This is a genomic window from Rhodococcus shunpengi (genome assembly GCF_048381395.1).
In the GTDB taxonomy this organism is placed as follows: Bacteria; Actinomycetota; Actinomycetes; order Mycobacteriales; family Mycobacteriaceae; genus Rhodococcus.
The window spans coordinates 133,477-157,484 of the sequence record NZ_JBLWIU010000015.1; the positions used below are offsets into that span (position 1 = coordinate 133,477).

At 65.2% G+C, this 24,008-nt stretch carries 20 protein-coding genes; 10 read left to right on the top strand and 10 right to left on the bottom strand.

All coding sequences use genetic code 11. The annotated features are described in order from the left end of the window. Positions 1-324: 324 nt before the first annotated feature. The 5 genes from ACNJ7K_RS11125 to ACNJ7K_RS11145 all read right to left on the bottom strand — a co-directional run bounded on the left by ACNJ7K_RS11125 (position 325) and on the right by ACNJ7K_RS11145 (position 5,430). Complete coding sequence (locus ACNJ7K_RS11125; protein WP_428839086.1) at positions 325-1,683, bottom strand: MFS transporter; 1,359 nt, start codon at positions 1,681-1,683, stop codon at positions 325-327. A 75-nt stretch (positions 1,684-1,758) separates the two neighbouring features. Beyond that, positions 1,759-2,769 carry a 2Fe-2S iron-sulfur cluster-binding protein gene (locus ACNJ7K_RS11130; RefSeq protein WP_268656030.1) on the bottom strand — a complete coding sequence of 337 codons (1,011 nt, stop codon included), beginning with the start codon at positions 2,767-2,769 and terminating at the stop codon, positions 1,759-1,761. After that, a complete protein-coding gene (locus ACNJ7K_RS11135; RefSeq protein WP_268966046.1) occupies positions 2,766-3,779 on the bottom strand; it encodes a PdxA family dehydrogenase in 1,014 nt (337 codons plus the stop codon). Before ACNJ7K_RS11135 ends, ACNJ7K_RS11130 begins: the two co-directional genes overlap by 4 nt. After that, on the bottom strand, positions 3,776-4,246 hold the full coding sequence (locus tag ACNJ7K_RS11140) for an aromatic-ring-hydroxylating dioxygenase subunit beta (RefSeq protein ID WP_120285013.1): 471 nt from the start codon (positions 4,244-4,246) through the stop codon (positions 3,776-3,778). The genes ACNJ7K_RS11135 and ACNJ7K_RS11140 overlap by 4 nt, the downstream gene beginning before the upstream one ends. After that, positions 4,243-5,430 (bottom strand): Rieske 2Fe-2S domain-containing protein, encoded by a 1,188-nt coding sequence (locus tag ACNJ7K_RS11145; RefSeq protein ID WP_487041696.1) that lies wholly within the window; start codon positions 5,428-5,430, stop codon positions 4,243-4,245. Before ACNJ7K_RS11145 ends, ACNJ7K_RS11140 begins: the two co-directional genes overlap by 4 nt. 170 nt (positions 5,431-5,600) lie before the next feature. On the opposite strand from ACNJ7K_RS11145, the gene ACNJ7K_RS11150 reads away from it, so the two are divergent. Then, positions 5,601-6,407, top strand: a complete 807-nt coding sequence (locus tag ACNJ7K_RS11150) for an IclR family transcriptional regulator domain-containing protein (protein ID WP_487041697.1) — start codon at positions 5,601-5,603, stop codon at positions 6,405-6,407. Between the two features lie 840 nt (positions 6,408-7,247). Here ACNJ7K_RS11150 and ACNJ7K_RS11155 read toward each other — a convergent pair. The 4 genes from ACNJ7K_RS11155 to ACNJ7K_RS11170 are packed head-to-tail and all read right to left on the bottom strand — an operon-like array spanning position 7,248 to position 11,234. Further along, the gene (locus ACNJ7K_RS11155) at positions 7,248-8,225 is read right to left on the bottom strand and encodes a PDR/VanB family oxidoreductase (protein ID WP_487041698.1); all 978 of its coding nucleotides are present in this window, start codon (positions 8,223-8,225) and stop codon (positions 7,248-7,250) included. A gap of 2 nt (positions 8,226-8,227) precedes the next feature. Further along, the gene (locus tag ACNJ7K_RS11160; RefSeq protein ID WP_039584288.1) at positions 8,228-8,734 is read right to left on the bottom strand and encodes a hypothetical protein; all 507 of its coding nucleotides are present in this window, start codon (positions 8,732-8,734) and stop codon (positions 8,228-8,230) included. Next, a complete protein-coding gene (locus tag ACNJ7K_RS11165; RefSeq protein WP_230792358.1) occupies positions 8,731-9,918 on the bottom strand; it encodes a zinc-dependent alcohol dehydrogenase in 1,188 nt (395 codons plus the stop codon). The genes ACNJ7K_RS11160 and ACNJ7K_RS11165 overlap by 4 nt, the downstream gene beginning before the upstream one ends. A gap of 32 nt (positions 9,919-9,950) precedes the next feature. Continuing rightward, a complete protein-coding gene (locus tag ACNJ7K_RS11170) occupies positions 9,951-11,234 on the bottom strand; it encodes an aromatic ring-hydroxylating dioxygenase subunit alpha (RefSeq protein WP_006552202.1) in 1,284 nt (427 codons plus the stop codon). A 314-nt stretch (positions 11,235-11,548) separates the two neighbouring features. Between ACNJ7K_RS11170 and ACNJ7K_RS11175 the strand changes: the two genes are divergently transcribed. From ACNJ7K_RS11175 to ACNJ7K_RS11190, 4 genes are all read left to right on the top strand, one after another. Beyond that, the gene (locus ACNJ7K_RS11175; protein WP_230792359.1) at positions 11,549-12,379 is read left to right on the top strand and encodes an IclR family transcriptional regulator domain-containing protein; all 831 of its coding nucleotides are present in this window, start codon (positions 11,549-11,551) and stop codon (positions 12,377-12,379) included. A 253-nt stretch (positions 12,380-12,632) separates the two neighbouring features. Next, complete coding sequence (locus ACNJ7K_RS11180; protein WP_088898941.1) at positions 12,633-13,877, top strand: MFS transporter; 1,245 nt, start codon at positions 12,633-12,635, stop codon at positions 13,875-13,877. Further along, positions 13,874-14,668, top strand: a complete 795-nt coding sequence (locus ACNJ7K_RS11185; protein WP_088898942.1) for an IclR family transcriptional regulator domain-containing protein — start codon at positions 13,874-13,876, stop codon at positions 14,666-14,668. Before ACNJ7K_RS11180 ends, ACNJ7K_RS11185 begins: the two co-directional genes overlap by 4 nt. A gap of 402 nt (positions 14,669-15,070) precedes the next feature. Beyond that, positions 15,071-16,336: an MFS transporter gene (locus ACNJ7K_RS11190; protein WP_230792360.1), complete on the top strand. Its 1,266-nt coding sequence runs from the start codon at positions 15,071-15,073 to the stop codon at positions 16,334-16,336. 204 nt (positions 16,337-16,540) lie between these two features. On the opposite strand, the gene ACNJ7K_RS11195 is transcribed toward ACNJ7K_RS11190, so the two are convergent. After that, the gene (locus ACNJ7K_RS11195) at positions 16,541-18,016 is read right to left on the bottom strand and encodes an aldehyde dehydrogenase (NADP(+)) (protein WP_487041699.1); all 1,476 of its coding nucleotides are present in this window, start codon (positions 18,014-18,016) and stop codon (positions 16,541-16,543) included. Between the two features lie 162 nt (positions 18,017-18,178). On the opposite strand from ACNJ7K_RS11195, the gene ACNJ7K_RS11200 reads away from it, so the two are divergent. The 5 genes from ACNJ7K_RS11200 to ACNJ7K_RS11220 are packed head-to-tail and all read left to right on the top strand — an operon-like array spanning position 18,179 to position 23,963. Further along, positions 18,179-19,315 (top strand): CaiB/BaiF CoA transferase family protein, encoded by a 1,137-nt coding sequence (locus ACNJ7K_RS11200; protein WP_487041700.1) that lies wholly within the window; start codon positions 18,179-18,181, stop codon positions 19,313-19,315. A 50-nt stretch (positions 19,316-19,365) separates the two neighbouring features. Further along, entirely contained in the window at positions 19,366-20,484 is a 1,119-nt protein-coding gene (locus tag ACNJ7K_RS11205; RefSeq protein ID WP_088898945.1) for an acyl-CoA dehydrogenase family protein, read from the top strand. A gap of 7 nt (positions 20,485-20,491) precedes the next feature. Next, positions 20,492-21,691 (top strand): CaiB/BaiF CoA transferase family protein, encoded by a 1,200-nt coding sequence (locus tag ACNJ7K_RS11210; RefSeq protein WP_230792362.1) that lies wholly within the window; start codon positions 20,492-20,494, stop codon positions 21,689-21,691. Next, positions 21,688-22,842: a zinc-binding dehydrogenase gene (locus tag ACNJ7K_RS11215; RefSeq protein ID WP_088898946.1), complete on the top strand. Its 1,155-nt coding sequence runs from the start codon at positions 21,688-21,690 to the stop codon at positions 22,840-22,842. Before ACNJ7K_RS11210 ends, ACNJ7K_RS11215 begins: the two co-directional genes overlap by 4 nt. Beyond that, positions 22,839-23,963: a glycoside hydrolase family 88 protein gene (locus ACNJ7K_RS11220; protein ID WP_088898947.1), complete on the top strand. Its 1,125-nt coding sequence runs from the start codon at positions 22,839-22,841 to the stop codon at positions 23,961-23,963. The genes ACNJ7K_RS11215 and ACNJ7K_RS11220 overlap by 4 nt, the downstream gene beginning before the upstream one ends. The last annotated feature ends 45 nt before the right edge of the window (positions 23,964-24,008 follow it).

Genomic DNA, 24,008 nt, shown 5'->3' on the forward strand with positions numbered 1-24,008 from the left:
TCGCGTACCCGCTCGGTACCCCTGCAAACTCCATGCAGTCGCACACACATTGCCGTGCAGCGCGACGTCGGCTGTCACCCGACGAACTCGCGAGCTTCCGCGATTCGCGATCTCCATCAACAACCCTGGGCACGGGCCGCCCTTCGGTTCGTCGACCTGACGAAAAGCGAACCGAAGGACGGCCCATGCCGTGGAGACGCATTACGGCAGCGCTCACCGAACACCGACAGAGACGGCTACCCGGACCGACCCGCAAGCGGGTACGCGGACATCCGTTCGCGGAGCAGCCCCGGCTCCGACTCCTCGGCATGTCGCCGACTCGTACTACTTGTGCGCCAGTGACTGACTTTCCGCCACCGCACGGTCGGGGTGTTTGTCGCTCCGGACCCATCGACCCAGGAGCAGTACCGCCACGCCGGCCACGAGCATGGGAATCGACATCGCATAGAACACTGCACTGGCGGACCACCCCATCCCGAGAGCCGCTCCGACCACGATCGGCCCGACGATTCCACCGATGCGGCCCACACCCAATGCCCATCCGACACCGGTCGAACGCATCGATGTCGGATAGAACACTGCAGACAAGGCGATCAAGCTCTTCTGTCCGCCGCTGATACACACACCCGCAAAGAAGTTGGCAGTCAGCAGGACCCACAACGGCGCACTCAAAGCAAGACCGGTCAATGCGACGAACGCGAATCCGACGATGTACACCGTTCCGAGGGTGAGATACGCACCGAGTCGGTCCATACACGGCCCGGTGACAAACGCCGCAGCGATGCCGCCGACAGTCGTCAGGGTCGTAGCGGTGACCACCGTACCCATGTCGTAGTCCAGGCTCGTCATGATCGACGGTAGCCAGCTCTGCAGTGCGTAGAACTCACCGAGATTGATGACGAAGACCAACCACAGCAGCAGCGTGCCCAACACCCGGTCACGGGTGAACAGGTTCCTCAGTGCAGTGCGCTGTTCGTCAGGCTGCTTCTCTGCCTCGTAGGTGAAGTCGGAGCCGGCGGCGAGACCGGGATCGATCCTGCGCAGGATCGACCTGACCCGCTTGGGTTCGGCACCTTTGTTGATCATCAAGGTGAGCGAGTCCGGCAGAAAGCGCAGCAATGCCGGGAGCAGCAAAAGCGGTGCTACTGCGCCGACGACCAGCACCGACCGCCAGCCGAAGATCGGGATCAGCCAACCGGAGACCAACCCTGCCGCGACGAAACCGAGGGAGAAACCGCAGTAGATCGCCAGGACGAAGGTCGCTCGAAGACGCTTGGGGCTGTATTCGCCCGTCAGCGCGATGGCACTGGGCGCAGCAGCACCGAGTCCCATTCCGGTGATGAAACGCAACGCCATCAGCTCGGTGACGTTCTGCGACCAGGCCGCGGCCAACGTGCCGAGCGCGAAGAGGACTGTGCTCGCGATAATCATCCGGCGGTGACCGAACCGCTCGGACAGCGGCGAGAGCGCCAGATAGCCGACCATCAGACCGGCGAGAGCGGCAGAGAAGATGGGCCCGAGCACTTGTTTCGACAGACCCCACTCCTCGGCAATGTGGGGCGCCATGTAGCTGATGCTCTGGGTGTCGAAGCCGTCGATGAACATGACCAACCCACACAGGCCGATCACGATGTACTGGTATCGACTCACCGGCCGCGAATCGATGAAATCCGGCAGTGTCACGCGCGATAGTGCGATGGACATGAGTGCCTCACAGTGTCTGGTACCGGGATTCCCGGATGTGGTGGTGGTAGCGGATCACGCGGTGACAACAAGATCGCCCGACGGTACGAAGGCGTCGCAGTAGAAGTTGTCCGGTGCCAAACCGGCTTCGTGGACGAAATCCTCGCGTGCCGCCGAGGTCATTGCGGGACTTCCGCATGCATAGACCTCGTGGCCGCTGAGGTCTGCATAATCCTCGAGCACGGCTCGATGAACGAGACCGGTGCGACCGGTCCAGTCCTCGGCGGGATGCGACAGGACCGGAGTGAAGCAAACCCGATCCGAAACCGAGGCCCACTTCTCGGGCAACTCGGGCAGGTAGATGTCCTCTTGCCGTCGTGCACCCCAGTAGAGATGCAACGACCGCTCTCCCCCGCGTTTGAGGTGGTCCTCGACGATCGACTTCACCGGGGCGAAGCCGGTGCCGCTGGCGACGAAGATGACGGGCCTGTCCGAGTCGGGGTTCAACGAGAACTCGCCGTAGGGCAGCTCGATTCTCAGTTTGCTTCCCTTCTCGAGCGTGCGAAGCACCTCCTCGGAGAATCGTCCACCCTGCACGTGACGAATGTGCAGTTGCACTCCGTCGTTCTCGTGCGGCGGATTCGCCATCGAATAGTTCCGGCTGTCCCCGTCGTCGAGAAAAACCTTGAGGTACTGACCCGCGGCGAACTTCGCACGCACTCCGGTGGGCAGACGCAGCTGCACGACCGCGACATCGGGTGTCGGGCGAGTGATTCGGTGGACCTTCGCAGTGAGTTGCTTACGTACCACCTTGTCTCGTTCGGTGATCCGCTTCGGTGTGATGTCGACGTCCGTGGTGGGCTGCGCCTGACAGAACAGCACTCCGTTTTCGGGGCCTTGCGCCGTTCCCCGGCCGCGCACCGCGAGGCTGCCGGCATCGAGCGCACCTTCACAACTCGAACACACGCCTTTGCGGCACGAGTACGGGATCGCGTATCCCGCGCGTTCCGCCGCGTCGAGCACACTCTCGTCGGGCTCGCACGGAAAATTGATGTCCGATCCCGTGACGGTTACCTGGTAGGTCATGACGTGACTCCTGCGGTTACGTGTGATGAGGCGCCGGCGGTGGCGCCGACCAGCCGCACCGCCGCGACAACGGCGTCCGCATCGGCTGTTCCCTTGCCGGCGATGTCGAACCCGGCGCCGTGCCCGACACTGGAGAACCGCACGCCGGCGCCGATCGTCATCGCGGCTGCGGTGCGTCCGGCGAGGAGTTTGACGGGAATATGGCCCTGGTCGTGGTACATGGCGACGAACGCGTCGAAGCTGGTATCGCCGAGCATGAGGTCGGCTCCGACCGGTCCGCAGGCGTCGATCCCTGCGGCGCGCAGCCGCTCGACCGCAGGCGCTGTCACCCGCAGATCGTCGTCGCCGAACAGGCCGCCTTCTCCGGCATGCGGATTGATACCGAACACGCCGATACGCGGGGACGCGATGCCCTGGTCCTGAAGAGTCTGCACCACAGCGTGCGCTGCCCTGTACACCAGCTCCGGTGTGAGGCGCCCGAGCGCATCTTTCAATGATTCGTGCAAGGTGGTGTGCACGATGCGCAGGCCGGCACCGACGAGCATCAGGAAAACCTCGTCCCGTCGCGCGCCGACGAGTTCGGCCAGCAGGCCTGGATATCCGTTGAAAGAGATACCGGCGGCGTTGATCGCGGTTTCCGAGTGCGGGCACGCGACGATGCCGCGGGCTCCACCGCCCTGCAGGCAGCGCACCGCGCGTTCGAGGTACGCCACGGTCGCCGTCCCGGCTTCTGCGCTCACCCGGCCCGGGGCGAACGCTCCGGGGGGCAACGAGTCGACGGGGAGCATGTCGACCACACCGGCGAGGGGTGCGCGGTGGCCGTCGACCGTCTCGCGGACCGTCATGCCGGCCTGGTGGGCGAGCGATTCGATGACATGCCGATCGCCCACCAGGACCGGATTGAATGCGGGATGTTCCTGTGCTGCCACGACGGCTTTCACCGCGATTTCGGGGCCGATTCCGTTCGGGTCGCCGATCGTGAGCAGGACCCGCGGCGGGGACCCACTCATAGTGGGAGCGCCAGCAAGGTATCGATGTTGGTGCTGTCGCACACCACGACCCGTTCGGCAATCTTCAACTGACCGTCGACCTCCACGTACCGGTCGACATATCGCCCGCTGGTGAAGATGTCGGATTGGCCGTCACGCATCACCCGCACCACCAGGAAGCTGGTTTCGGCATGGATACCGTCGCCGTTCTCCTCCAGCACCAGGGGCTGGCCCAGGATATGACGGTAGGTGTGTCGCTCGTAGATGTTGGCTTCGCGCAGTGCCGATACGCGGTCGACGAGCATGCGGCGAGTGTTGGCCCATACCAATCCTGCGGGCAGGCCCTCGCTGTAGTTCTGCGCGGTGGTGATCCGGTACATGCAGTCCTCGACGAAAAAGTCCGGCCAACGCTCGAGCGGACCCTCGTCGATGCAACGGGAGTAGTCGGCCTGCACACGGCCGATTCGCTGGAAGTCGTTCATGCTCATGCCTCTTCCTGTCGGTTCATTGCGGTCCGGTATGCCTTCCAGAAGCCGCGTACCGATGCTTCGGTGACACGGCTCTCGCTGGATTCGGCCAGACTTCCTCCCATTTCGAGCACTGCAGACTCGCTTGCTGCACCTGCGATTCCGCGTTGCACGAAACCTCCGACGCAGCCGTCCTCCATCGAGATGTAACCTGCGGGGCCCACCAGGTTGGACTGCTTGAGACGGATCTCCCGCTGCTCGGGCGTGTCTTCTTCGAACCCGAGATATGTCCAGTTCAAGCGGGTTTGCTCGACTCCGGTCGGCAGGATCTGGCGCACGGCCACGGAGTTCTGGATCTGTTGCAGCACGAAACCCGGGAAGACGGAGAGGATCTGCAGCGTCGTATCGTCGCCGACCTCGCTGAACCCCTCGAGCAGCGACGGATCGGCCAGTTTGTAGGCGCTTTCGGATCGGATGTTCTGGTCGGCGTAGGCGACGTCCTTCTCGGCGTCTCGGTCGATCGCCGAGTAACTGACGTGGTGGCCGCCGCTCTCGTCGACGATGATCCCGCCGCGCTGCGACAGGCGGTTGAGTTCGAAGGTGGTGAAGAACAGGTGCAGGATGCTGGCGTGGTAGGAGTCCTTGACGTTCTCTACGTACAGCTTCCAGTTGTTGGGAAGCACCTGCGTGAAGCGTCCGATGATCTCGGGCGTACGGCCACTGAGGACCCGGGCGATCCGGCTCGTGATCTCTTCACCGAGATACTCTTCGATGTCCGGCACGTCATCGGAAAAGCTTCCGAAGACCAGGCCGTGGAGGACGGCGATGCGCATCTTGCGCGGGCCGTGATCCTCCATGCAGAACGAATCAGGCATTCCCCCTTTGCCTTTGATTCCGTCTTTGAAGGCGACGCCGGTCAGATCGCCCTGCAGGTTGTAGCTCCAGGCGTGGTAGACGCAGGTGAAGTCCTTCGTGTTCCCGCGGTCGTCCAGTGCCAGTAGGGCACCTCGGTGGGCACAGCGGTTCTCGAATCCGTAGAGCTCCCCGTCGCGATCGCGTGCCACGATCACCGGCGTCTCGCCGACGAAGGTCGAGCAGTAGTCTCCCGGGCCGGCTACCTCTGCCTCGAGGCACAGGTAGCTCCAATACGGCCCCTGGAACAGCTTGGTCTGCTCGGCGGCGTAGACATCCTGGTCCTGGAACACCCGATACGGCACTCGGGTGAGGTCGTCGGTCCACTCCACCGGGGTATCGCGGCCTGTGTCGACAACGCTGCTTTCCATTATTTCTCCTCAGTCTGGACAACCAGTCGGGACATCAGAGAACTCGCTCGCTTGGGCTTGACACACCCCGCGCTTGTTCGTATAACGAACAGATGAGCAATTCTCGAACAATTAAGCAGGACGCCCAAGAAAGTGTCAAGAGTTCTTCCCGCGCCCCCGAAGGAATGGCCGGATTGGCGAAGGGTCTGGCGGTCATCGAAGCCTTCGACATCCGCCACCCACAACTGACCGTCACCGATGCCGCACAGCGGACCAACACCTCTCGCGCCGCGGCACGGCGCTGCCTGCTCACCCTCGTCGAGCTCGGCTACCTGACCCACGACAACGGAAACTTCCGCCCGACACCGAGAATGCTCCGTCTCAGCGGCGCCTATCTGGACACCGCGCCGCTCCCGCAACTCGCCCAGCCGCAATTGACCGAGGCTCGCGATGCGTTGGACGAATCGGTATCGCTCGCTGTTCTCGAAGACGGGTGGGCCCTGTTCGTCGCCCGCGCCGAGGCCACCCGGATCGTGTCGACCGGAGTCCGGGTCGGCGCCAAACTGCCCGCCCACAACTCGGCAACCGGTCGAGTACTGCTGGCAGGACTGACCGATACGCAACTGGACGACTATCTCCGACAGTGCAACCTCCAGACACGCACACCCCAGACGCTGACCGATATCGATGCCGTCAGAGACCGGATTCTGGCGGCGAGGGAGAGCGGCGTGGCCTACACCGACGAAGAAATCGAACGCGGCATGCTGTCGATAGCCGTACCGGTCCGAACCGCCCGCGGTGAAACCGTGGCGGCCATGAGTGTCAGTGCATCCACTGCCAGAACCACCCTCCACGACCTCCAGAAAGCGGCCGTGCCCGTACTGAACGAGTACGCCGGAAGGCTCGGCCGGCTTCTGTGAGATCCCTCGAAGGGTGCACCCGGGCGCGACATCCGTGCGCGAACCGAGCGCGAAACGATCACTGCACCCTGCAGGCGTGCCTCCGGAAGAACACCGACATCAAGGATGCGACGACCGATCCATGGAATCAGGTCTTGATGCGGTCCTGAACACCTCAAGAAGACATGCGCGAGGGCGGTTCGCAGGGCCCTCAAAGGGTGCGAGGTCGACAAGTATGAGAACTTCTACCCGCGAACAACAGTGCCCACGTGCACGGACAGCTGGTCGCACTATCGGCGCTTCGGCGCTGGCGACAGGTCTCCAGGACCGGCAGGCCGGACGTCATCGACGTCCGGCCTGACAGTCCTGCGAGGGCAACGAGGCACTCGCGGGGATAGCCGATCTCGCCGCGGTGATTGGTACGGAATCCGAGTGCACGGTCGACGATTCCGCTCCGCACGCGGTAGTCGGCGCCCGCGGGGTCAGCACATCGGCTGGTGGAACGATTCGATCGATCATCGCTGCAGCGACCATCCGGTCGCCGCAGCTTCCACCCCGCCCGAAGAATGGACGAGCGCTCGTCAGGGCCGCCGAGGTGTGTTCGCGGCCGGAAGAAAGGCGCTGGAAGTCTCACCGATCGCGTCGTCCAGGAAGTTAGATCCGATACCGGAATCGAGGGACGCGATAGCCCCTGCCGATGCGGCACCGTCGACGCATGGTTCGAGAAGTTCTTCGGCAACGAGCATGCCCGGTTGCAGCAACCGCAGGCCCTGCAATGGATAGTGCGAGTGCGGGTGGTCCGTCCCGTGATCTGAAAACGTGGGAAGGCGGACACCCGACTCCTCGCAGCATCCCGCTACGTCAAGCGTCGAGGACCAGCGTGGGTGTGCGAGAACGTCCGACACAGATCATCATCGTCTGGCCCTTGTCTCGGTCTGCCTGAGAGAGGATCGAATCGTGATGTTCGGGAACTCCGTCGAGCACGCGGGTTTCGCAGGACCCGCAGAATCCGTCCTCGCAGGAGTACAGGATGTTCGGGTTCGCTTCGAGAACGACTTCGAGCAGGGTGCGGTCTGCAGGCACCTTCAACGTGCACCCGGTCCGGCGCAGTTCGACCTCGAATTCGGTGGGCGACTGCCCGTCCGATGCGTCGGCAGCCTCGGAAGAATCGACCTCCACGACAGGGGCACCGAACCGCTCGAAATGAATTGCTTCGTCACCGAGCGCCGGACCACACACCGATTTGACCGCCTGCAGTAGACCTTCGGGGCCACAGCAGTACACGGCGGTGCCGGCCGGAACGTCGGCCACGGCGGCTGCCAGGTCGAGGTTTCCGAATTCGTCTGCAGGACAGACGTCTACTTCGCCGAGTCCGCAAATCTCTTCCACGAATGCCATCGTGGCGCGGCTGCGGCCGCCGTAGAGTGCGGACCAGCTGGCGTTCTCCCGTGACAGTTTCCGTGCCATCGAAAGAATGGGAGTGATTCCGATTCCTCCGGCGATCAGGAGGTAGTGGGGTGCAGGCTCGAGGGCGAAGTGGTTGCGGGGTCCCCGCACCGCGAGGAGGTCCCCCACCCGGACACTGTCGTGGATTTCCTTCGACCCACCGCGTCCTTGCTCTTCTTTGAGAACGGCGATCCGGTAGGCAGTCTTGTCCTCGGGGTCACCACACAGGCTGTACTGCCGAACGGTCCCGGAGGGCAGCACGAGGTCGATATGTGCTCCGGGCTCCCATTCGTCGAAGGCGGCCCCCTCCGGGTGCTCGAGGGTCAGCGACAACACGCCGTCGGATTCGAGTCGTTGTTGCCGGACCACGAGGCGGCTGGTCTCTTGTGTCATTGTCAGATCCTTGAGGTCGAGAGAACTGGCGCGTAAGCACCCGGGGTGCGGTATCCCCCTTTGAGAACGTCGACGAAGGCGGTGGCGAGAGAGACCTGGGTGAGGGACACCAGCATGTCGAGTTCCATCCGCAGTACTGCCATCGCTTCGGCCCCTTGTGGGCTGTCCCAGTCCTGTTGGTCGATCAGGACACCGGCGAGCAGGTTGCCCGATTCGCGGGCTGCTTCGGCCATGGCGGTGGCGAAGCCGATGGGGACCTGGGGCAGTACCGAACCGATGAGAATGACCATGTCCGATTCGGTGACCAATTCGTCGATACGACGCACCACCGTGGCCTCGGCGTTGATGTCGCGTACGGCCGCCTCGGCGGGCGAGTGCGCGGTGACGACGTCGACATCGGTCAACCCCGCCCGAGCCATCTGCTCGACCAGGTCGTCACCGGACTTCCCCAGGGGCACCAGCAGTATTCGAGCTACGTAGGACAGCCGGCGGGGTGTCGTCTCGCTCATGACAGCGTTCCTCGTTTCTGAGTGTTCGGGCGGCGCAACTGTGGACGGATCACGACGTGGGGGCTCACCGACCCCTGTCCGGTGGCCATCCGCCCCAACATGTCGTCGACCTCGTCGAGGCCGACGTCGACGGAGGGCACGATCTCCAATCCGGATCGGCCGCCGGCGAGAAGTTCGATGCTGCGTGTGACTGCATCAGGAGAGCGGCCTCGGACACCGACGATGGTGTTGGCGCCGCGCACCAGAGATTTGAGATCGAGTTCGCAGACCGGGGTCGACCCCAATCCGCCGATGACCAGCCGGCCCCGCTTGCGCAGCACACGGGCGGCGGCGGCCACGGCCTGTCCCCCGAGTCCGACGGTGTCGAGGAGTACATCGGCTCCCTCACCGCCGGTGGCTCGCAGGATCAGTTCGGCAAGGTCGTCGTTGTCGTTGATCACCGGCACCGCACCGAGAGATTCGGCGATCTCGAGGCGCCCGGCCGACTCCGGTACCCCGATCACGACGATGCGGGCGGCACCGACAGCCCGGGCTGCGGCTACTGCGGAGATACCGTGGTAACCGGGGCCGATGATCACGACCGTCGACCCCTCCTCGGCGCCGCCGGCATCGACCGTCCAATCCAGCGCGTTGGCGAAGGGCTGTGTCCACGCCGCGAGGTCCGCATCGAGATCCGCCGGTAGGCGGTACACGAGGCTGTTTGCGCTGAGCTGCATGTATTCGGCGTTGCCGCCGTGCAGACCGGACCCGTCGTTCGCCGGGACCAGACCTACTCGCCGCTTTCCTACGAACAGATCCGTCTGGGGGCACATGCGGTGATCACCGATGCGGCACGCCGGGCAGTCCTGCTGCATACACGGCAGGTACTCCTCCAGCGCGACCCTGTCGCCGGGCCGCACGTCCCATGCGGCGGACTGGGTCCGATCCACCGAGACGACGGTCCCGACGACGTGATGGCCGAGCACTGTGGGCGAGTCCAGTCCGGCCCGATAGAGACCGACATCGGTTCCGCACACCGCGGAGGATTCGACTTCGAGCCAGCCCACGGCACCGACGGCTGCGCTGGTGTCGAGGTGGCGGATGGTCGTTGTTGTGTCGGGCATCGATACCGCGGCGCGGACCATCGTCGGCGGGCCGGCTAACGAGGGTGTCGATGCGGTGTCGATGTCGGCTCTATTGGTCACGACGGATTCCTTGTTTCTTGTTGCCGGAGTGGTCAGATGGAGACGAAGTCTTCGCCTTCGACCATGCGGAGTGCGTCCTCTGCACCTTCCTGGAAGGGCGTTGCCTTCGGCAGCAGGACCGAGGTCGACCGCACACGCTGGTGTTCGGGCTGCAGGCCGGGCAGGGTTTCCGCTTCGAGTTCCTCGAGGGCGGCGAGCAGTCGGCGGCGGGCCAAGATGATGCCGGCGTCGGAGGTTCCGAGGCGTTCCTTGGTGCGATCGCAGATTGCTCCCATCGATTCCTGCAGGGAGAAGTCCTGGGCGGCGATGCCCTCGATGCCGGAGAACGTCTTCTTCTGCTTCTGGGCCTCGCGGTCCATCAGATAGTCGTTGTCCTTGTTCGCCAGCGTCCGGTAGGTCCCGGGGATGTACTTGGCGTGGATTCCGTCTCCGTTGCGCATCGACGCGAGTTCGTCCTCGCGCAGCTCCCGGGTGGGGTGGTAGTTGATGCTCCACGCCCAGCACGTCTCGTCGTCGATGGGCACCCAGGCGTGCCCGCCGAGCGGATTGTGGGTGCCGAACGGGGGAATGATGGTGTACCAGGGCATGATCCACTGGGTGATCCGCCAGTAGTACTCGTCGTCGTTGGCGTTGCGGCGAGCACCGATGACCAGACCGCCGTCGCTCTCGGCGACCTCGAACTTGGGGCGGGTGTCGGCCTTGAGGTACTTGTTGCCCTCGGTCCCCGAGTGCATCGGGTCGTCGTCGAGGTTGAATCGGTGGGCGAACGAGACGTGGCTCGAGTCGATGCCGCCCTCCATTGCCTGCAGGTAGTTCGTCTCCTGCAGTCGCTTCGAGACGAATCGGTGGCCGTCGCCGAGCATGGCCCATTCGAGTTCGGGGAGTTCGGGCTTGAGCTCGGGCGGACCCATGTACGTCCAGATCACGCCGCCGCGCTCGACACACGGGTATGCCTTCTGCTTGATCCGGGACTTGAACTTCGAGTCCTCCGGTTCGGACGGCATGTCGACGCAGTTGCCCTCGACGTCGTACTTCCAGCCGTGGTATGCGCAGCGCAGGCCGCAGTCCTCGTTGCGGCCGAAGTACAGCGAGGCGGTGCGGTGACTGCAGAACTCGTCGAGCAGTCCGAGCCTGCCCTGGGTGTCGCGGAATGCGATCAGTTGCTCGCCGAGCAGCTTGACCCGGACCGGGGCGCAGTCCGGCTCCGGCAACTCCTCCGCCAGCAACGCCGGGATCCAGTACCGGCGGAAAAGCCGGCCCATGGGCGTATCGGGGCCCGTCTGAACCAGCAGAGTGTTCTGGTCTTGCGTCAGCATGGCAGTCCTTTCGACCTTCAACGACTGATTGCGTCCGAATAGCGCGCACGTGCGCGGAAATTGATCGGTGGGAGCACTGTGGCACACGTCGCTTCGCACCGTCAACCATGGGCGGCCTTACTTTTCGCCCTAAGACCCCTGGTACTCGCTGTTTCTGTCGCCGGGACACGCGATGGATCACCACCGGCGAAGGTGCGCACGCCGCCGTGGAAGGTCCGAAAAGAACGCGCATATGCGCGCACATCGGACTCCACTACACTCGCGGTCGTGGGATCGAAGAAGCCCACTCAGTGAGGGCACCGGAGAGGGAACAGATGACGCGAGCCAATAGCGCGGTGGACGCCATGCCGACGTCGACCCCCGTGCGGCCGGCCCGCCCGAAGGACGCGGTCCAATCACTCGAACGCGCCATCGCAGTGCTGACCGCCTTCGACCGCGAGCATCGCCACCTCACACTGACCGAGGTGGCAGAGCGGTGCCGACTCCCCCGCTCGGCGGCGCGCCGATTCCTGCACACCCTCGTCGAACTCGGATTCGTCGAGGTCTCCGGCCGCAAGTTCACCCTGACACCGCAGGTACTCGAGCTGGGCTATGCCAACCTGTCGAGGTTCACCCTCGCCGACGTGTGCCAGCCACACCTCGAGGCACTTGCGCGAAACCTGGGTCTCTCCGCGTCCGTCACAGTGCTCGACGGTCCGGACATCCGGTACGTCAGCAGAGTGGAGGTTGCGTCCGGCATGTCGGTGTCCTTGAAGGCGGGCAGCCGATTGCCCGCCCATCGGACAGCGACCGGACGGGTGCTGCTGGCCGCACTTCCCGAAGCCGAACTGAACCGACATCTCGACTTCTCGGCTCCCCAGGACCCGCACCCGGCGCCCGCCCACGACGAGCGCAGTCGACTCGAGCGCGAATTGGACATCATCCGCCGCCAGGGCTGGGCCTTCGCCGACCAGGTTCTCGATGTCGGAGTGCAAGCGTTGGCCGTGCCGCTGCGCTCCCGAACCGGCCGCGTCGTCGGCGCACTCACCGTGTCGATGTACCAAACGCACGAATCCGCGCGCACCCTGGTTCCGCGGTACCTTCCCCCACTCCTCGAAACCGCCGGTCGAATCTCCCTGGAACTGCGCGCCGGAATCGACGTCTGAGCGCATCCCATGCCGCGAGGACGCGCACGTCCACCCGTCGCCGAACACCCACGGCGTGCTCCGCGGCCTCCCGTCACATGTCGCCACGCTTCGATGGCCCACGAGAGTCGGGGACGCGGCGAGGTAGGTGCCACACCCTAGGACGTGCGACACTTGCGTCCGAAGATAGGTTTCTTGAACGCTATGCGGACGCTTTGCGCTGAGATCGTGCGCACCGTCGCGCAGCGATAGGACTGTCGATGGAGTGCCTGTAGTGAACAACCGCAATTCCCGAGCACTACTGCCGTTGCTGACGGCAGCCATGGCGATCGGCCCACTGCTGACCTACGGCCTGAGCGCGACGAGCGCGCTGGTCATCGACTCGCTCGGCATCACCGCGGCGCAGTTCGGAATGCTCGCCACGCTCAGCTTCCTGGCGGCGGCTGCCCTGTCCCTGACCTTCGGGCGATTCAGCGACCGCTTCCCCGCTCGCGCACTGCTCGTCACGATCTTCGCGGGCGCCGCACTCTCGTTCGTCATCGCGGCGCTGTCGACGAACTACCTGTGGCTACTCGCAGCCATGGCCTTGTCCGGGGCTGCACAGGCCCTGTCGAATCCCGTCACCAACCGCGTGATCAGCGATAATGCCCCACCGGCCAAACGCTCTCCCTGGATCGGAGTGAAGCAGTCCGGGGTGCAGGTCAGCCAACTCGCCGCCGGAGTCGGATGCCCCACCCTGGCACTTGCCTGGGGATGGCGAGGCCCACTATGGGTCGGCGCGGCCATCGCGGGCATCTCGGCCCTCTGGGCCTGGCGTTGCGCACCGTCCCGGAACCGTTCCCAACGGCCGGCGAGCGCCCCCGAGCGTGCCGCACCCTCCTCCGACCGCACCGAGCGCCGCACCCTGCCTCCGGCCGTCTGGCTGTTCGCCGCCTACGCCTTGTTCTCCGGCGCCGCCCTTCAGGCCACCAACGTCTATCTTCCGTTGTTCGCGCACGACGAAATGGGATTGAACCTGACCGTGGCCGGGCTGACCGCCGCGATCGCCGGCCTGATCGGTGTCACCGCGCGAATCGGCTGGGGCCGCGCGCTTTCCGGAAGAACCGGCCCCTTCACCCTGCTACTGGTCCTCGCATCGGGCTCCCTGCTCGGCGCACTCGCCCTGCTCGGTGCCGAACTCTGGGGATGGCTTGCCCTCCTGTGGATCGGCGTCGGCGTGCACGGTGCGACCGCCCTCGCAGCCAATGTGGTGTTGATGGCCGGTGCGCTCCGCGTGGTTCGGACCAGCACCGTAGGCCGCGCCTCGAGCGCCATCGCAGTCGGGATGTATCTCGGATTCGCCGGCGGGCCCGCTCTGATGGGCCTGCTGACCGATCACACCGGCGGATTCGCGACCGGCTGGTCTGCGGCGGCAGCGCTGTACGCAGTATGCGTCGCGCTCGGCCTCTGGGGGATCCGCACTTCTCACGCCCCCACTCGATCGGCAGCATCACACGAAGTAGATAGGTTGAGCCTGTGAGCGAGAACGAAGCAACCACGACGACCCCGGAGCAGAACCGCGATCACGTTCAAGCTCTCGGCCGGGGGCTCGAGGTACTCAAACTGTTCGGGCGAGAACGTCGCCCCCTGTCGGTCACCGAAGTCGCGACCCTCGCCGGTATCACCCGCACCGCGGCCCGGCGCTTCGTGCTGACACTCGAGTACATGGGCTATCTGTCCTACGACGGCACCGCCTACACCGCCCGCCCCGCGATACTCGAGATCGGCGACGCCTACGTCCTGAGCAGCGGACTTCCCGAGATCGTCCGGCCCCACCTCGAACGCCTGGCCGAGCAGACGCAGGAGACGGCCTCGCTCACCGTGCTGCATCACGACAGGATCTTCTATGTCGACCGGGTCCAGGCCGACCGGGTCCTCACGGTCGAAATCGTGGTCGGGACGAGTCTGCCGGCCTACGCCGTCGCCACCGGTCGTGTACTCCTGGCCGACCGCACCGATGCCGAACTCGACGCCTATCTGGCTAGCGTGGACACCCACAGTTACACCGCGGCCACCACGATCGACACCGACGAACTACGCGAGAAGATTCTCGCCGCACGCAACGAGGGATGGTCGCTGGCGGATGAGGAACTCACCGAGGGAGTGCGGTCGATCGCCGTGCCCGTTCGCGACGCCGAAGGCTACGCAGTCGCTGCTCTCAACGTCTCCGCCCAGTCCTCGCGGGTATCACTCGATCACATGCGGGGATCGATCCTCACCGCTCTGCGCACTGCGGCCGAGCAGATCCGCGAGGAGCTCGCAGCCGTGTGAGGGCCCCGTCCGGTGATCGCGGTCGTCATCGGGACAGCGCCCTGCGCGCCGCGTGATCGACGGATCGAGCGGCGATCACACGATCCGGCCGGTGGGAGCCTCTGCAGACCGGGCCAGCGAGCTAAATGCGTCCGAATAGCGCGCAATTGCTCCACAAACGGACGCAAACATTGTGTGAACGCGATCACCTTGATAAAACAGGTGCAGCGCTCGACCGGTCGAAGGTGACCCACCCTGAACTTTCCGCGACATACCCCCTCGTGACGTTCACAGTCCCTTCCACACCTCGACTGCACCAACGCTATTCGACCGACGGCAGCGATCCTCTCCCCCGAGAACCCGGGTAGCAGCAACCCAACCCGAGACCCCCTTATCGCGCCGAGACCAGACAGGAAACCCCTCGTGCAGACGATTTCCACATCACCTGATCAACAGGCACGCAACCGATATCGGTGGGTCGTGCTCGTGCTCTGCTGGCTCGCCTTCACCATGACCTCCGTCGATCGCTCCACCTGGGGCCCGGCATCGGTGTTCGTCGGCGAGGACCTCGGCGTACCACTGGCCAGCCTCGGCGTGTTCGCCACCGCGTACTACATCGGCTACGTCTGCTCCAACGCCCTCACCGGGGTGCTCTCCGACCGGTTCGGTGGCCGCGAGGTGGTCACCGTCTCACTCGCCGGCGCAGGCGTGTTCATGATGATCTTCGGATCGACCACCTCCGCGGTCATCGGCATCGGCGTGCAAGCAGTCGTCGGCTTCTTCGCCGGCGCGGATTACGCCGCAGGCGTCAAGCTCCTGGCAAGCTGGTTCCAGCCCAAGGAACTCGGCAAGGTCATGGGACTGTTCACCTCCGCGACCTCGCTCGGCACCGTCATCGCCAACACCGCCGTCCCGTGGATGATCAACCACTACAGCTGGCACGCCTCCTACCACCTTTTCGGTGCCATCTCGATCGTCACGGCGGTCATCTGTTACGTGATCATCCGGCCGGGACCGGTCACCAACACGATCGCTACCGCAGGCGACGGCAAGCGCCCCTCCGCCTGGAAGACCCTGACCACCAACCGCGATCTCATGCTGCTCTCCCTCGCCGGATTCGGCGGGTTCTGGGGCACATACGGATTCGTCACCTGGTCCAACGCCCTGCTCATCAAGGGACACGGCGTTTCCGGCACCACCGCCGGGTTCATCGTGGCGATCTTCGCGGGCGTGGCGGTCGTCAGTAAACCCCTCACCGGAATACTCGGCGACCGGATAGGCAGCGCCCGAAAGCCCGCGATCGTCATTCTCGCGCTGTTCTCCGTCATCCTGATCTTCTTCGGAACGCTGGACAACGTCCCTGCGCTCCTCATCGCAGCACCCATCCTCGGTCTGGTCGGTTACGGATACCTGCCCCTGATCGTCGCAATGATCCCCCGCCTGGTCTCGAGCGAGGTCACCGGCACAGCCGCCGGCGCATCCAACGCCTTCTGGCAGATCGCCAGCACCCTCGTCCCCCTCGCCATCGGCGCGGTCTTCTCCGCCACCGGCTCGTTCCTGGCAGCGTTCGCAGCCCTCGCCGTCGGACCGATGATCGGCGCAGTGATCCTGTACTTCGTCGACGAGAACGGCGGAAAGACCACCGTCGCCGACACAGAACCGGTCACTCCCGACACCATCACCTCCTGAGACCCACAACCAACGACACGGCGGCCTCCCTCCGGAGACCGCCGTGTCGTTGGTTGTGCAGCACACCTGGGCGCAACTACCCGCGCCGGTCCGGAAGGTCTTGTGACACAACGCCACATACAAACCCGGTCCGGAGCCACGCAACAGACGTAGTCCTCTGCGCACCCAGTCCGAACCGAGGCGACATCGCGAGCACCGGTGGCCCTACGACAGCCGGCCGTTCACCCGGCGGGGGATACCCCACGGGTTCGCATCGACGAGAGCGGACGGCAGGTTCGCTTCGGGCACCGACTGGTAGGCGACCGGACGCAGGAACCGCCGAATCGCGGTCGCTCCGACGGAGGTGTGTACCGAGTTGGTGGCCGGGTAGGGACCACCGTGGTGCTGAGCCCAACCCACGGCCACACCGGTGGGCCATCCATTCCAGATGACGCGCCCCGCACGGCGCGCAAGCGCACCGAGCAGTCCCGCAGCATCGGGATCGTCCTCGGTTCCGTGGACGGTCGCTGTCAACGTGCCCGGCAGGACAGCCATCGCCGCGTACAACTCCTCGATCGATGTGTAGGTCACGATCAGCCCGAACGGACCGAAGCATTCTTCGAGCAGGTCCTGAGGGTTTCGACACAGTGCCCGAGCGTCGGTCACGCCGATGACCGGGCGCACCGACAGATCGTCCAGACCACTTTGCTCGGGCACTGCCACCGGCCGGACCTCGGGATGGTCGAGGATCTGCTGGGACACCTCGAGAAACGACTGCCGGATCCCTGCGTGCAGCAGACGGAACGAATCCTCGGCGACCGCGGTTCGAACGAGCCACTCGATCGAACTCTGCTCGGGAACGAACAGCAGCCCCGGCTTGGTGCAGAACTGACCCGCGCCGAGCAGCAACGATTCGAGGAACTCGCCGGCGATCTTGCCCGACCGGTCCTCGGCGGCCGCAGGTGTCACGAACACCGGATTGGTGCTGCCGAGCTCACCGTAGAACGGGATGGGATCCGGTCTGCCGGCTGCCAGATCGGCCAGCGCACGGCCACCCGATGTCGAGCCGGTGAACCCGACGGCGGTGATACGCCGATCCTGGACGAGCTGACGTCCGATCTCGGCGCCCTGCACAACCCCGAAGGTGCCGTCCGGGGCGCCGCCCGCCCGCAGTCCCTCGGAGATCGCCCGCGCATAAGCGGCGGTCAATCGCGGCTGAGCGGGGTGGGCTTTGGCCACGACGGGGCAGCCGGCAGCCAATGCCGACGCGGTGTCTCCGCCGCCGAGTCCGAATGCGAACGGAAAGTTGCTCGCACCGAACACTGCGACAGGTCCGGTGGGCACGAGCATCCGACGCAGATCGGGACGCGGAGCAGGGTGCGCATCCGGATCGGCCGTGTCGATGATCGCTTCCAGCCAGGAGCCCTCCTCGACGACCTCGGCGAACATCCGCAGCTGCGTCGTCGTCCGCGTGACTTCGCCGCGCAGGCGCGGCTCGGGCAGTGAACTGTCGGCGGCCGCCAGCGGCACCAGTTCCGACGCTGTGGCGTCGAGCGCATCGGCCACCGACCGCAGAAGGTGCGCTCGCTCGTGCAGATCCGTACGAGCAAGAGGCGCCGCGGCGGCCTCGGCGGCGTCGAGAATCCCCTCGTAATCCTGCGCGGTGGTGTCGAGGAGAGTGTCTGTCGCAGTGGTTTCCATTGCTGTCCTGTCGAATTCGGAGCGTCCCGTGCTGAGTGTGTGGATCTCAGTGTGCGGGAGAACCGATGTGATGCGACATCTCCACATGGAGATGGTGTGAGTGCAGTCACCGCCTCCAGGATGGGCATCACACGAGATACCGCATGACTTTGGAGGACGACGATGACCGCAACGACAGGACCACTCGCGGGGGTTCGGGTACTGGATATGACACGTCTGGCGCCCGGACCGTACGCGAGCATGCTGCTCGCGGACCTCGGCGCAGAAGTGATCGCAATCGGTGGTGGTCGTTCCGGGCTCCCTGTGCCCGCGCTGTCGCGAGGCAAGGAATTCATCTCGCTCGATCTCAAGACCGCCGACGGCCTCGACGCCCTGCACACCCTCGTTTCGGAAGCCGACGTCTTCATGGAAGGATTCCGCCCCGGGGTGGCAGACAAGCTGGGCGCCGGCTACGCGGAACTGTCGGCCCTCAATCCCGGACTCGTCTACTGCAGCGTGACGGGCTACGGCCAGAACGGGCCCATGGCGCAGCGCGCCGGGCACGACATCAACTACCTGGCCATCGCCGGTGCCCTCGGGACCTTCGGCCCCTCGGATCACCCGCCGACACTGCCGCTGAACCTGGTCGCCGACTTCGCAGGCGGCGGATTGCTGTCGGCATTCGGCATCATGTCCGCCCTCTACGACCGCACGCGTACAGGCAAAGGCCGGTACATCGATGCCGCCATGGTCGACGGCGTGCTGTCGATGATGGGAATGAACTTCGTCGATTGGCAGACGCCGACGCTGCCCGGACGTGGACACGGCGTACTGACCGGATCGATGCCGTTCTATCGGTGCTACCGCTGCTCCGACGATCGCTACGTCGCAGTCGGGGCCCTCGAGACCGCCTTCTTCGAACGGTTGTGGACCACCCTCGACCTCGGTTCCGTTCCGAACCATTTCGACGAGTCCACCTGGGACCACATCGAAAAGTCACTGACCACAGCATTCGAGACGAAGACGATGGCGGAGTGGACCACAGTGTTCGCCGATGTCGATGCCTGCGTGACACCGGTACTCGAACCGCACGAACTGGCCACCTTCGATCAGATCGTGGCCCGGGACCCGGACTTCACACTTCATTCGGTCCCCGTGGTCCCGGTGTTCTCCGACGGCCCGACACGGCGCGCCACCGACACCCACGTCAAGACCGAGGACGTGCTGCGCCGTGCCGGTGTCGCCGAAGACCTCGCCCACCGGGCGGCCGCAGCCGGTATCCCCTCGTCCGTGACGGGTCTGAGCTGGCCCCCACTGTGACCGTCGAACTTCCGAATCATCACCTTCCCCACACAGACCAGGAGTAATTCATGAGTATCGAATATCGCGAATTCCGCGAGAGCGTCCGCAAACTCGCGCAGACCAAGATCGCACCGCACGCCGCCGATGTGGACGACAAGGAACGATTCCCCGCGGAATCCTGGGCAGCCCTGCGCAGCAACGACCTGCCCGGACTCGCCTACCCCGAGAGCCTCGGCGGCAGTGGAGCCGACCTGCTCGCCCAGGTCATCGCTGTAGAAGAAGTCGCAGCGTCCTGTGCAAGCACGGCACTGGTCATGCTGGTCAACTGGGCCGGCACCTCCACCGTGCTCCGCCAAGGCTCCGACGAACTCAAGCAACTGGTGGTACCGAACGTCGCATCGGGCGCCGCCGGCGCCGCATGGTGCATGACCGAGCCGCGCGTGGGCTCGGACCTGTCGGCGATCGCAACGACCGCAACCCAGGATGGGTCCGACTGGATCCTCAACGGTCAGAAGCGGTTCATCAGCAATGCGCCGTGGGCCGACTGGTACGCCGTGCTGGCGAAGACCGGCGAGAAGTCACTCGGCATCTTCATGGTGCACAAGGACGACGCCGGCGTCAGTTTCGGCGCTCCCGAAAAGAAGATGGGTATGCGCGGCAGCCCCACGACCGACGTGAACTTCGACGAGTGCCGACTGCCCGCCGTCCGGGTCGTCAACGACCCCTACCAGGGGTTCGCGTACATCTCCGAGGAACTGAACGTCAGCCGGGCACTCATCGCCGCGCAGGCCCTCGGCATCGCACAGGGCGCATTCGATGCCGCCGTGTCGTACACGACCGACCGCGAGCAGTTCGGCCAGTCCATCTCCCGCTTCCAGCTTCTGCGCGGCATGGTCGCCGATATGGCCGTCAAGATCGAGTCGGCCCGCACGCTGCTGTACGACGCAGCCCGTCTCATCGACGACGGGGAACCGGCGGGACGGACGAAGGCGGCCATGGCGAAGCTGCTGTGCAGCGACACCGCCATGTCGGTGACCACCGATGCGCTCCAACTGCACGGCGGATACGGCTATGTCCGTGACTATCCGGTCGAGCGGATGATGCGCGACGCCAAGATCACCCAGATCTACGAGGGCACCAACCAGATCCAGCGACTCATCATCGCCAAGTCGGTATACGGAAAGTAGGCGCACCGTGCACCACCCCCAGCAACAACAAGCGCTGAGCGGCATCCGGGTCCTCGACCTCGGCGAGATCATGCAGGCGCCCGTGGCCGCGCAGGTTCTCGGCGACCTCGGCGCCGAAGTGATCAAGGTCGAGCGCGGTGTCAACGGAGACATGCTGCGAGGCCTCGATCGCGAGTCACTCGACGAAGGTCGCCCCAGTGCCTACTTCGCCGCGGTCAACCGCAACAAGCGCAGCATCGCACTGAACCTGAAAACCCCTGAGGGGCAGGACATTCTCCATCAGCTCCTCGCGGAGGCGGATGTTCTCATCCACAGCTACCGGACCGCGGCAGTCGAACGACTGGGCTTGACCTACGACGATCTGCACGAGCGCTATCCTCGGCTCGTCTACGGCACTGCGACCGGATTCGGCGAGACCGGACCGTACGCCCACAAAGCAGGCCAGGACATGCTCGCGCAGGCACTGAGCGGAATGGCACGCGCGTGCGGCGACCCGTCGATCTCGGCATACGTACATCCGGTACCGACCGTGGACTACGCCTCGGGTATGGCCCTCGCCCAGGGAATCTTGGCAGCACTGTTCGAACGCGAGCGCTCCGGCCGCGGCCAGAAGGTCAGCGTCAACCTCTTCGATACAGCACTGGCCCTGCAGACTCTCGAAAGCTCCACACTGCTGGCGTACCAGCGTGAGACCAACTGGGTCAGCGACTGGTACAGCGGCATCTTCGAAACGACCGACGGTCTGCTCTTGGTACTCGGCCTGTTCCGCGAGAACGCTCTGGGTCTGGCATGCAAAGCTCTCGGCATCGACGATCTGTCCGTCCAGCCGACGTTCGCCACACCACAGCTCCAGGCAGAGAACAAAGAGGCCGCCAACGCGGTTCTGCGTCCGCTGGTCGCACAGTTGAGCACCGCCGAGGCGGCAGAGTTGTTCGACGGGGTCGATCTGCTGTGCGCACCGCTGCTCACCCTGCAAGAAGCGCTCGATCATCCCCAGACGCGGCACAACGGCACGCTCGTCGACGTCGAGATCGAGGGTGTGCGCACCACCCGGTTGATGGGCAACCCTGTCACGTTGTCCCGCACCCCCGCCCAGGTGCGCCGTGGGGTGCCGGCGGTCAGTGAACATGCCGACGAAATCCTCCATGAGCTCGGTATCTCCGAGTCCGATGTCCAGACCTTGCGCAGTAAGGGAGTGATCCGATGAGTAATACGATGCAGACGGACCCGACGAGCCCGACCACCGGCACCGCCACGGCGATGGTGCTCGAAGGCTTCGGACAGACCATGACCGCGACGACGTTTCCGCGCGTGACCCCCGACGCCGGCGCGGTCGTCGTCGACGTCACGCACGCGGGAATCTGTGGAACCGACATCCACCTGCAGCAAGGTCGCCTGCCCATTCCGGTACCGCTCATCCTCGGACACGAGGCGGTCGGTCGCGTACACGCCCTCGGGGAGGGAGTCACCACCGATGCCCGGGGCGAGCAACTGCACGTCGGGGACGCGATCTCATGGGCGTCCAACATCCCGTGCGGGCACTGCTACTACTGCCAGGACCAGCACGAACCGTCGCTGTGCGAGACCCGCAAGGTGTACGGCATCAACCAGTCATCGGCCGACTGGCCCCATCTGTCGGGTGGGTGGTCCGAACAGATCTACCTCCAGCCCGGCTCGACGATCATCCGCATCCCGTCCTCGGTGACCCCGCAGCAGGTAATCGCACTCGGCTGCGCCGGCCCGACGGCCGTGCACGCCGTGAACGATATCGCCAAGCCGCAGACAGGTGATGTCGTCGTGGTCCAGGGCAGCGGACCGGTCGGTCTGGCCTGCGCCATGTACGCCACACTCGCCGGCGCGGCGAAAGTGATCATCGTCGGCGGGCCGGCCAACCGTCTCGAGGTCGCGCAGGCCGCCGGCATCGGCGACATCCACATCGACATCTTCACCGAGACCGATCAAGAGGCCCGCCTGGAACGGATCCTCGCGCACACACCGGACGGGCGCGGCGCCGACGTCGTCATCGAGGCCACCGGAGTCCCGACCGCCGTGGCCGAAGGCATCGACCTCACCCGCCGCGGCGGCAAGTACCTCGTCGTCGGGCAGTACACCGACCACGGCACCACCCCGATCAACCCCCACTACATCACCAAGAAGCAGTTGCAGGTGCTGGGAAGCTGGGCGTTCTCGCCGCAGAACCACCTCGAATACGTCGAATCCCTCCCCCGGCTGACCGCCCACTTCGATCTCGCGTCGATGGTCACCGAATACCCGCTCACCGAGGCGGACGACGCCATGGCCGATATGCGGGACGGGCGCACGCTCAAGTCGGTCCTCACCACCGGAGGCCGGTCGTGACCAACTCCCGGTACACCGCGGCGATCGAGGCGATGCTCGAGCGGATCGACTCGACCGCCAAGCAGACCGACGGCACCTTCCCGCACTACGGCGACATCGAATCCGGCGAATGGACCACCACCGCCGACGGAAACTGGACCGGAGGATTCTGGGGTGGCCTGGCCGCACTCGGCTTCGCCGCCTCGGGTGACAAGCGCCTGGCACACCTCGCCGACGACATCACCGCGCAGATCCTGCCCCGGCAGAATTCCGACACCGCCTTCCGCGGCTTCCTCTTCTGGTACGGGGCGGCAGTCAACCACCTCGTCACCGGAAGCGACGACGCGGCGCAGACCGCTCTGGCAGGTGCCCACGGACTGCTCACCAGCTTCAACGATCGCGCCGGCATCATCCCACTCGGAGCAGAAGCAGAAGAAGCAGAAGCGGTCGGAGAAGGCGCCGCGAACATCGACGCCGTCCCGGGCACCGTCGCGCTGCTCTCGTGGGCCTCGGCACATACCGGCGACCCACGCTTCCACGACGCCGCGATCCGCCACGCGCAGCGGCACATCGAACTGTGCATCCGCACCGATGGCTCGGTCTGTCAGTCGGCACGATTCGACACAGCCAATGGTGCACTGCTGGACCGCTACACCCACAAGGGCATGAACGCCGACAGCACCTGGGGCCGGGCACAGGCGTGGGCGATGGTGGCATACGCCCAGGCCGCACAGTGGTCATCGCCGTCCTTCCTGCCGACCGCCGTGCGCCTGGCCGAGTGGTGGCTCGACCGCACACCGACTGGCGCCGTCGTGTCCTGGGACTTCGACGCCGGCACCGGTCCGGACGTTCCGATCGACACCTCCGCCACGGCCATCGCCGCTGCCGCGCTGCTCAAGCTCGACCGGCTCGTCCCTGAGCGGACCGACTTCCGGGACCGGGCCGTCGCCCACGTCGAGGCACTCCTCGATCACCTCACCCCCACCGGACCGCACGACAGCAGACCGGCAGGGATCCTGATGGACGGTTGCTTCGACAAGCGCCGCGACTTCGCGACCCGAAACGAACTGATCTGGGGCGACTACTTCCTGCTCGAGTGCCTGATCAACCTGAACAACCGGTCCGATACGCTGAAGTTGTGACCGAGCCACCATGACAGGTCACCCGAGACCCCGGAAAGAAGATCG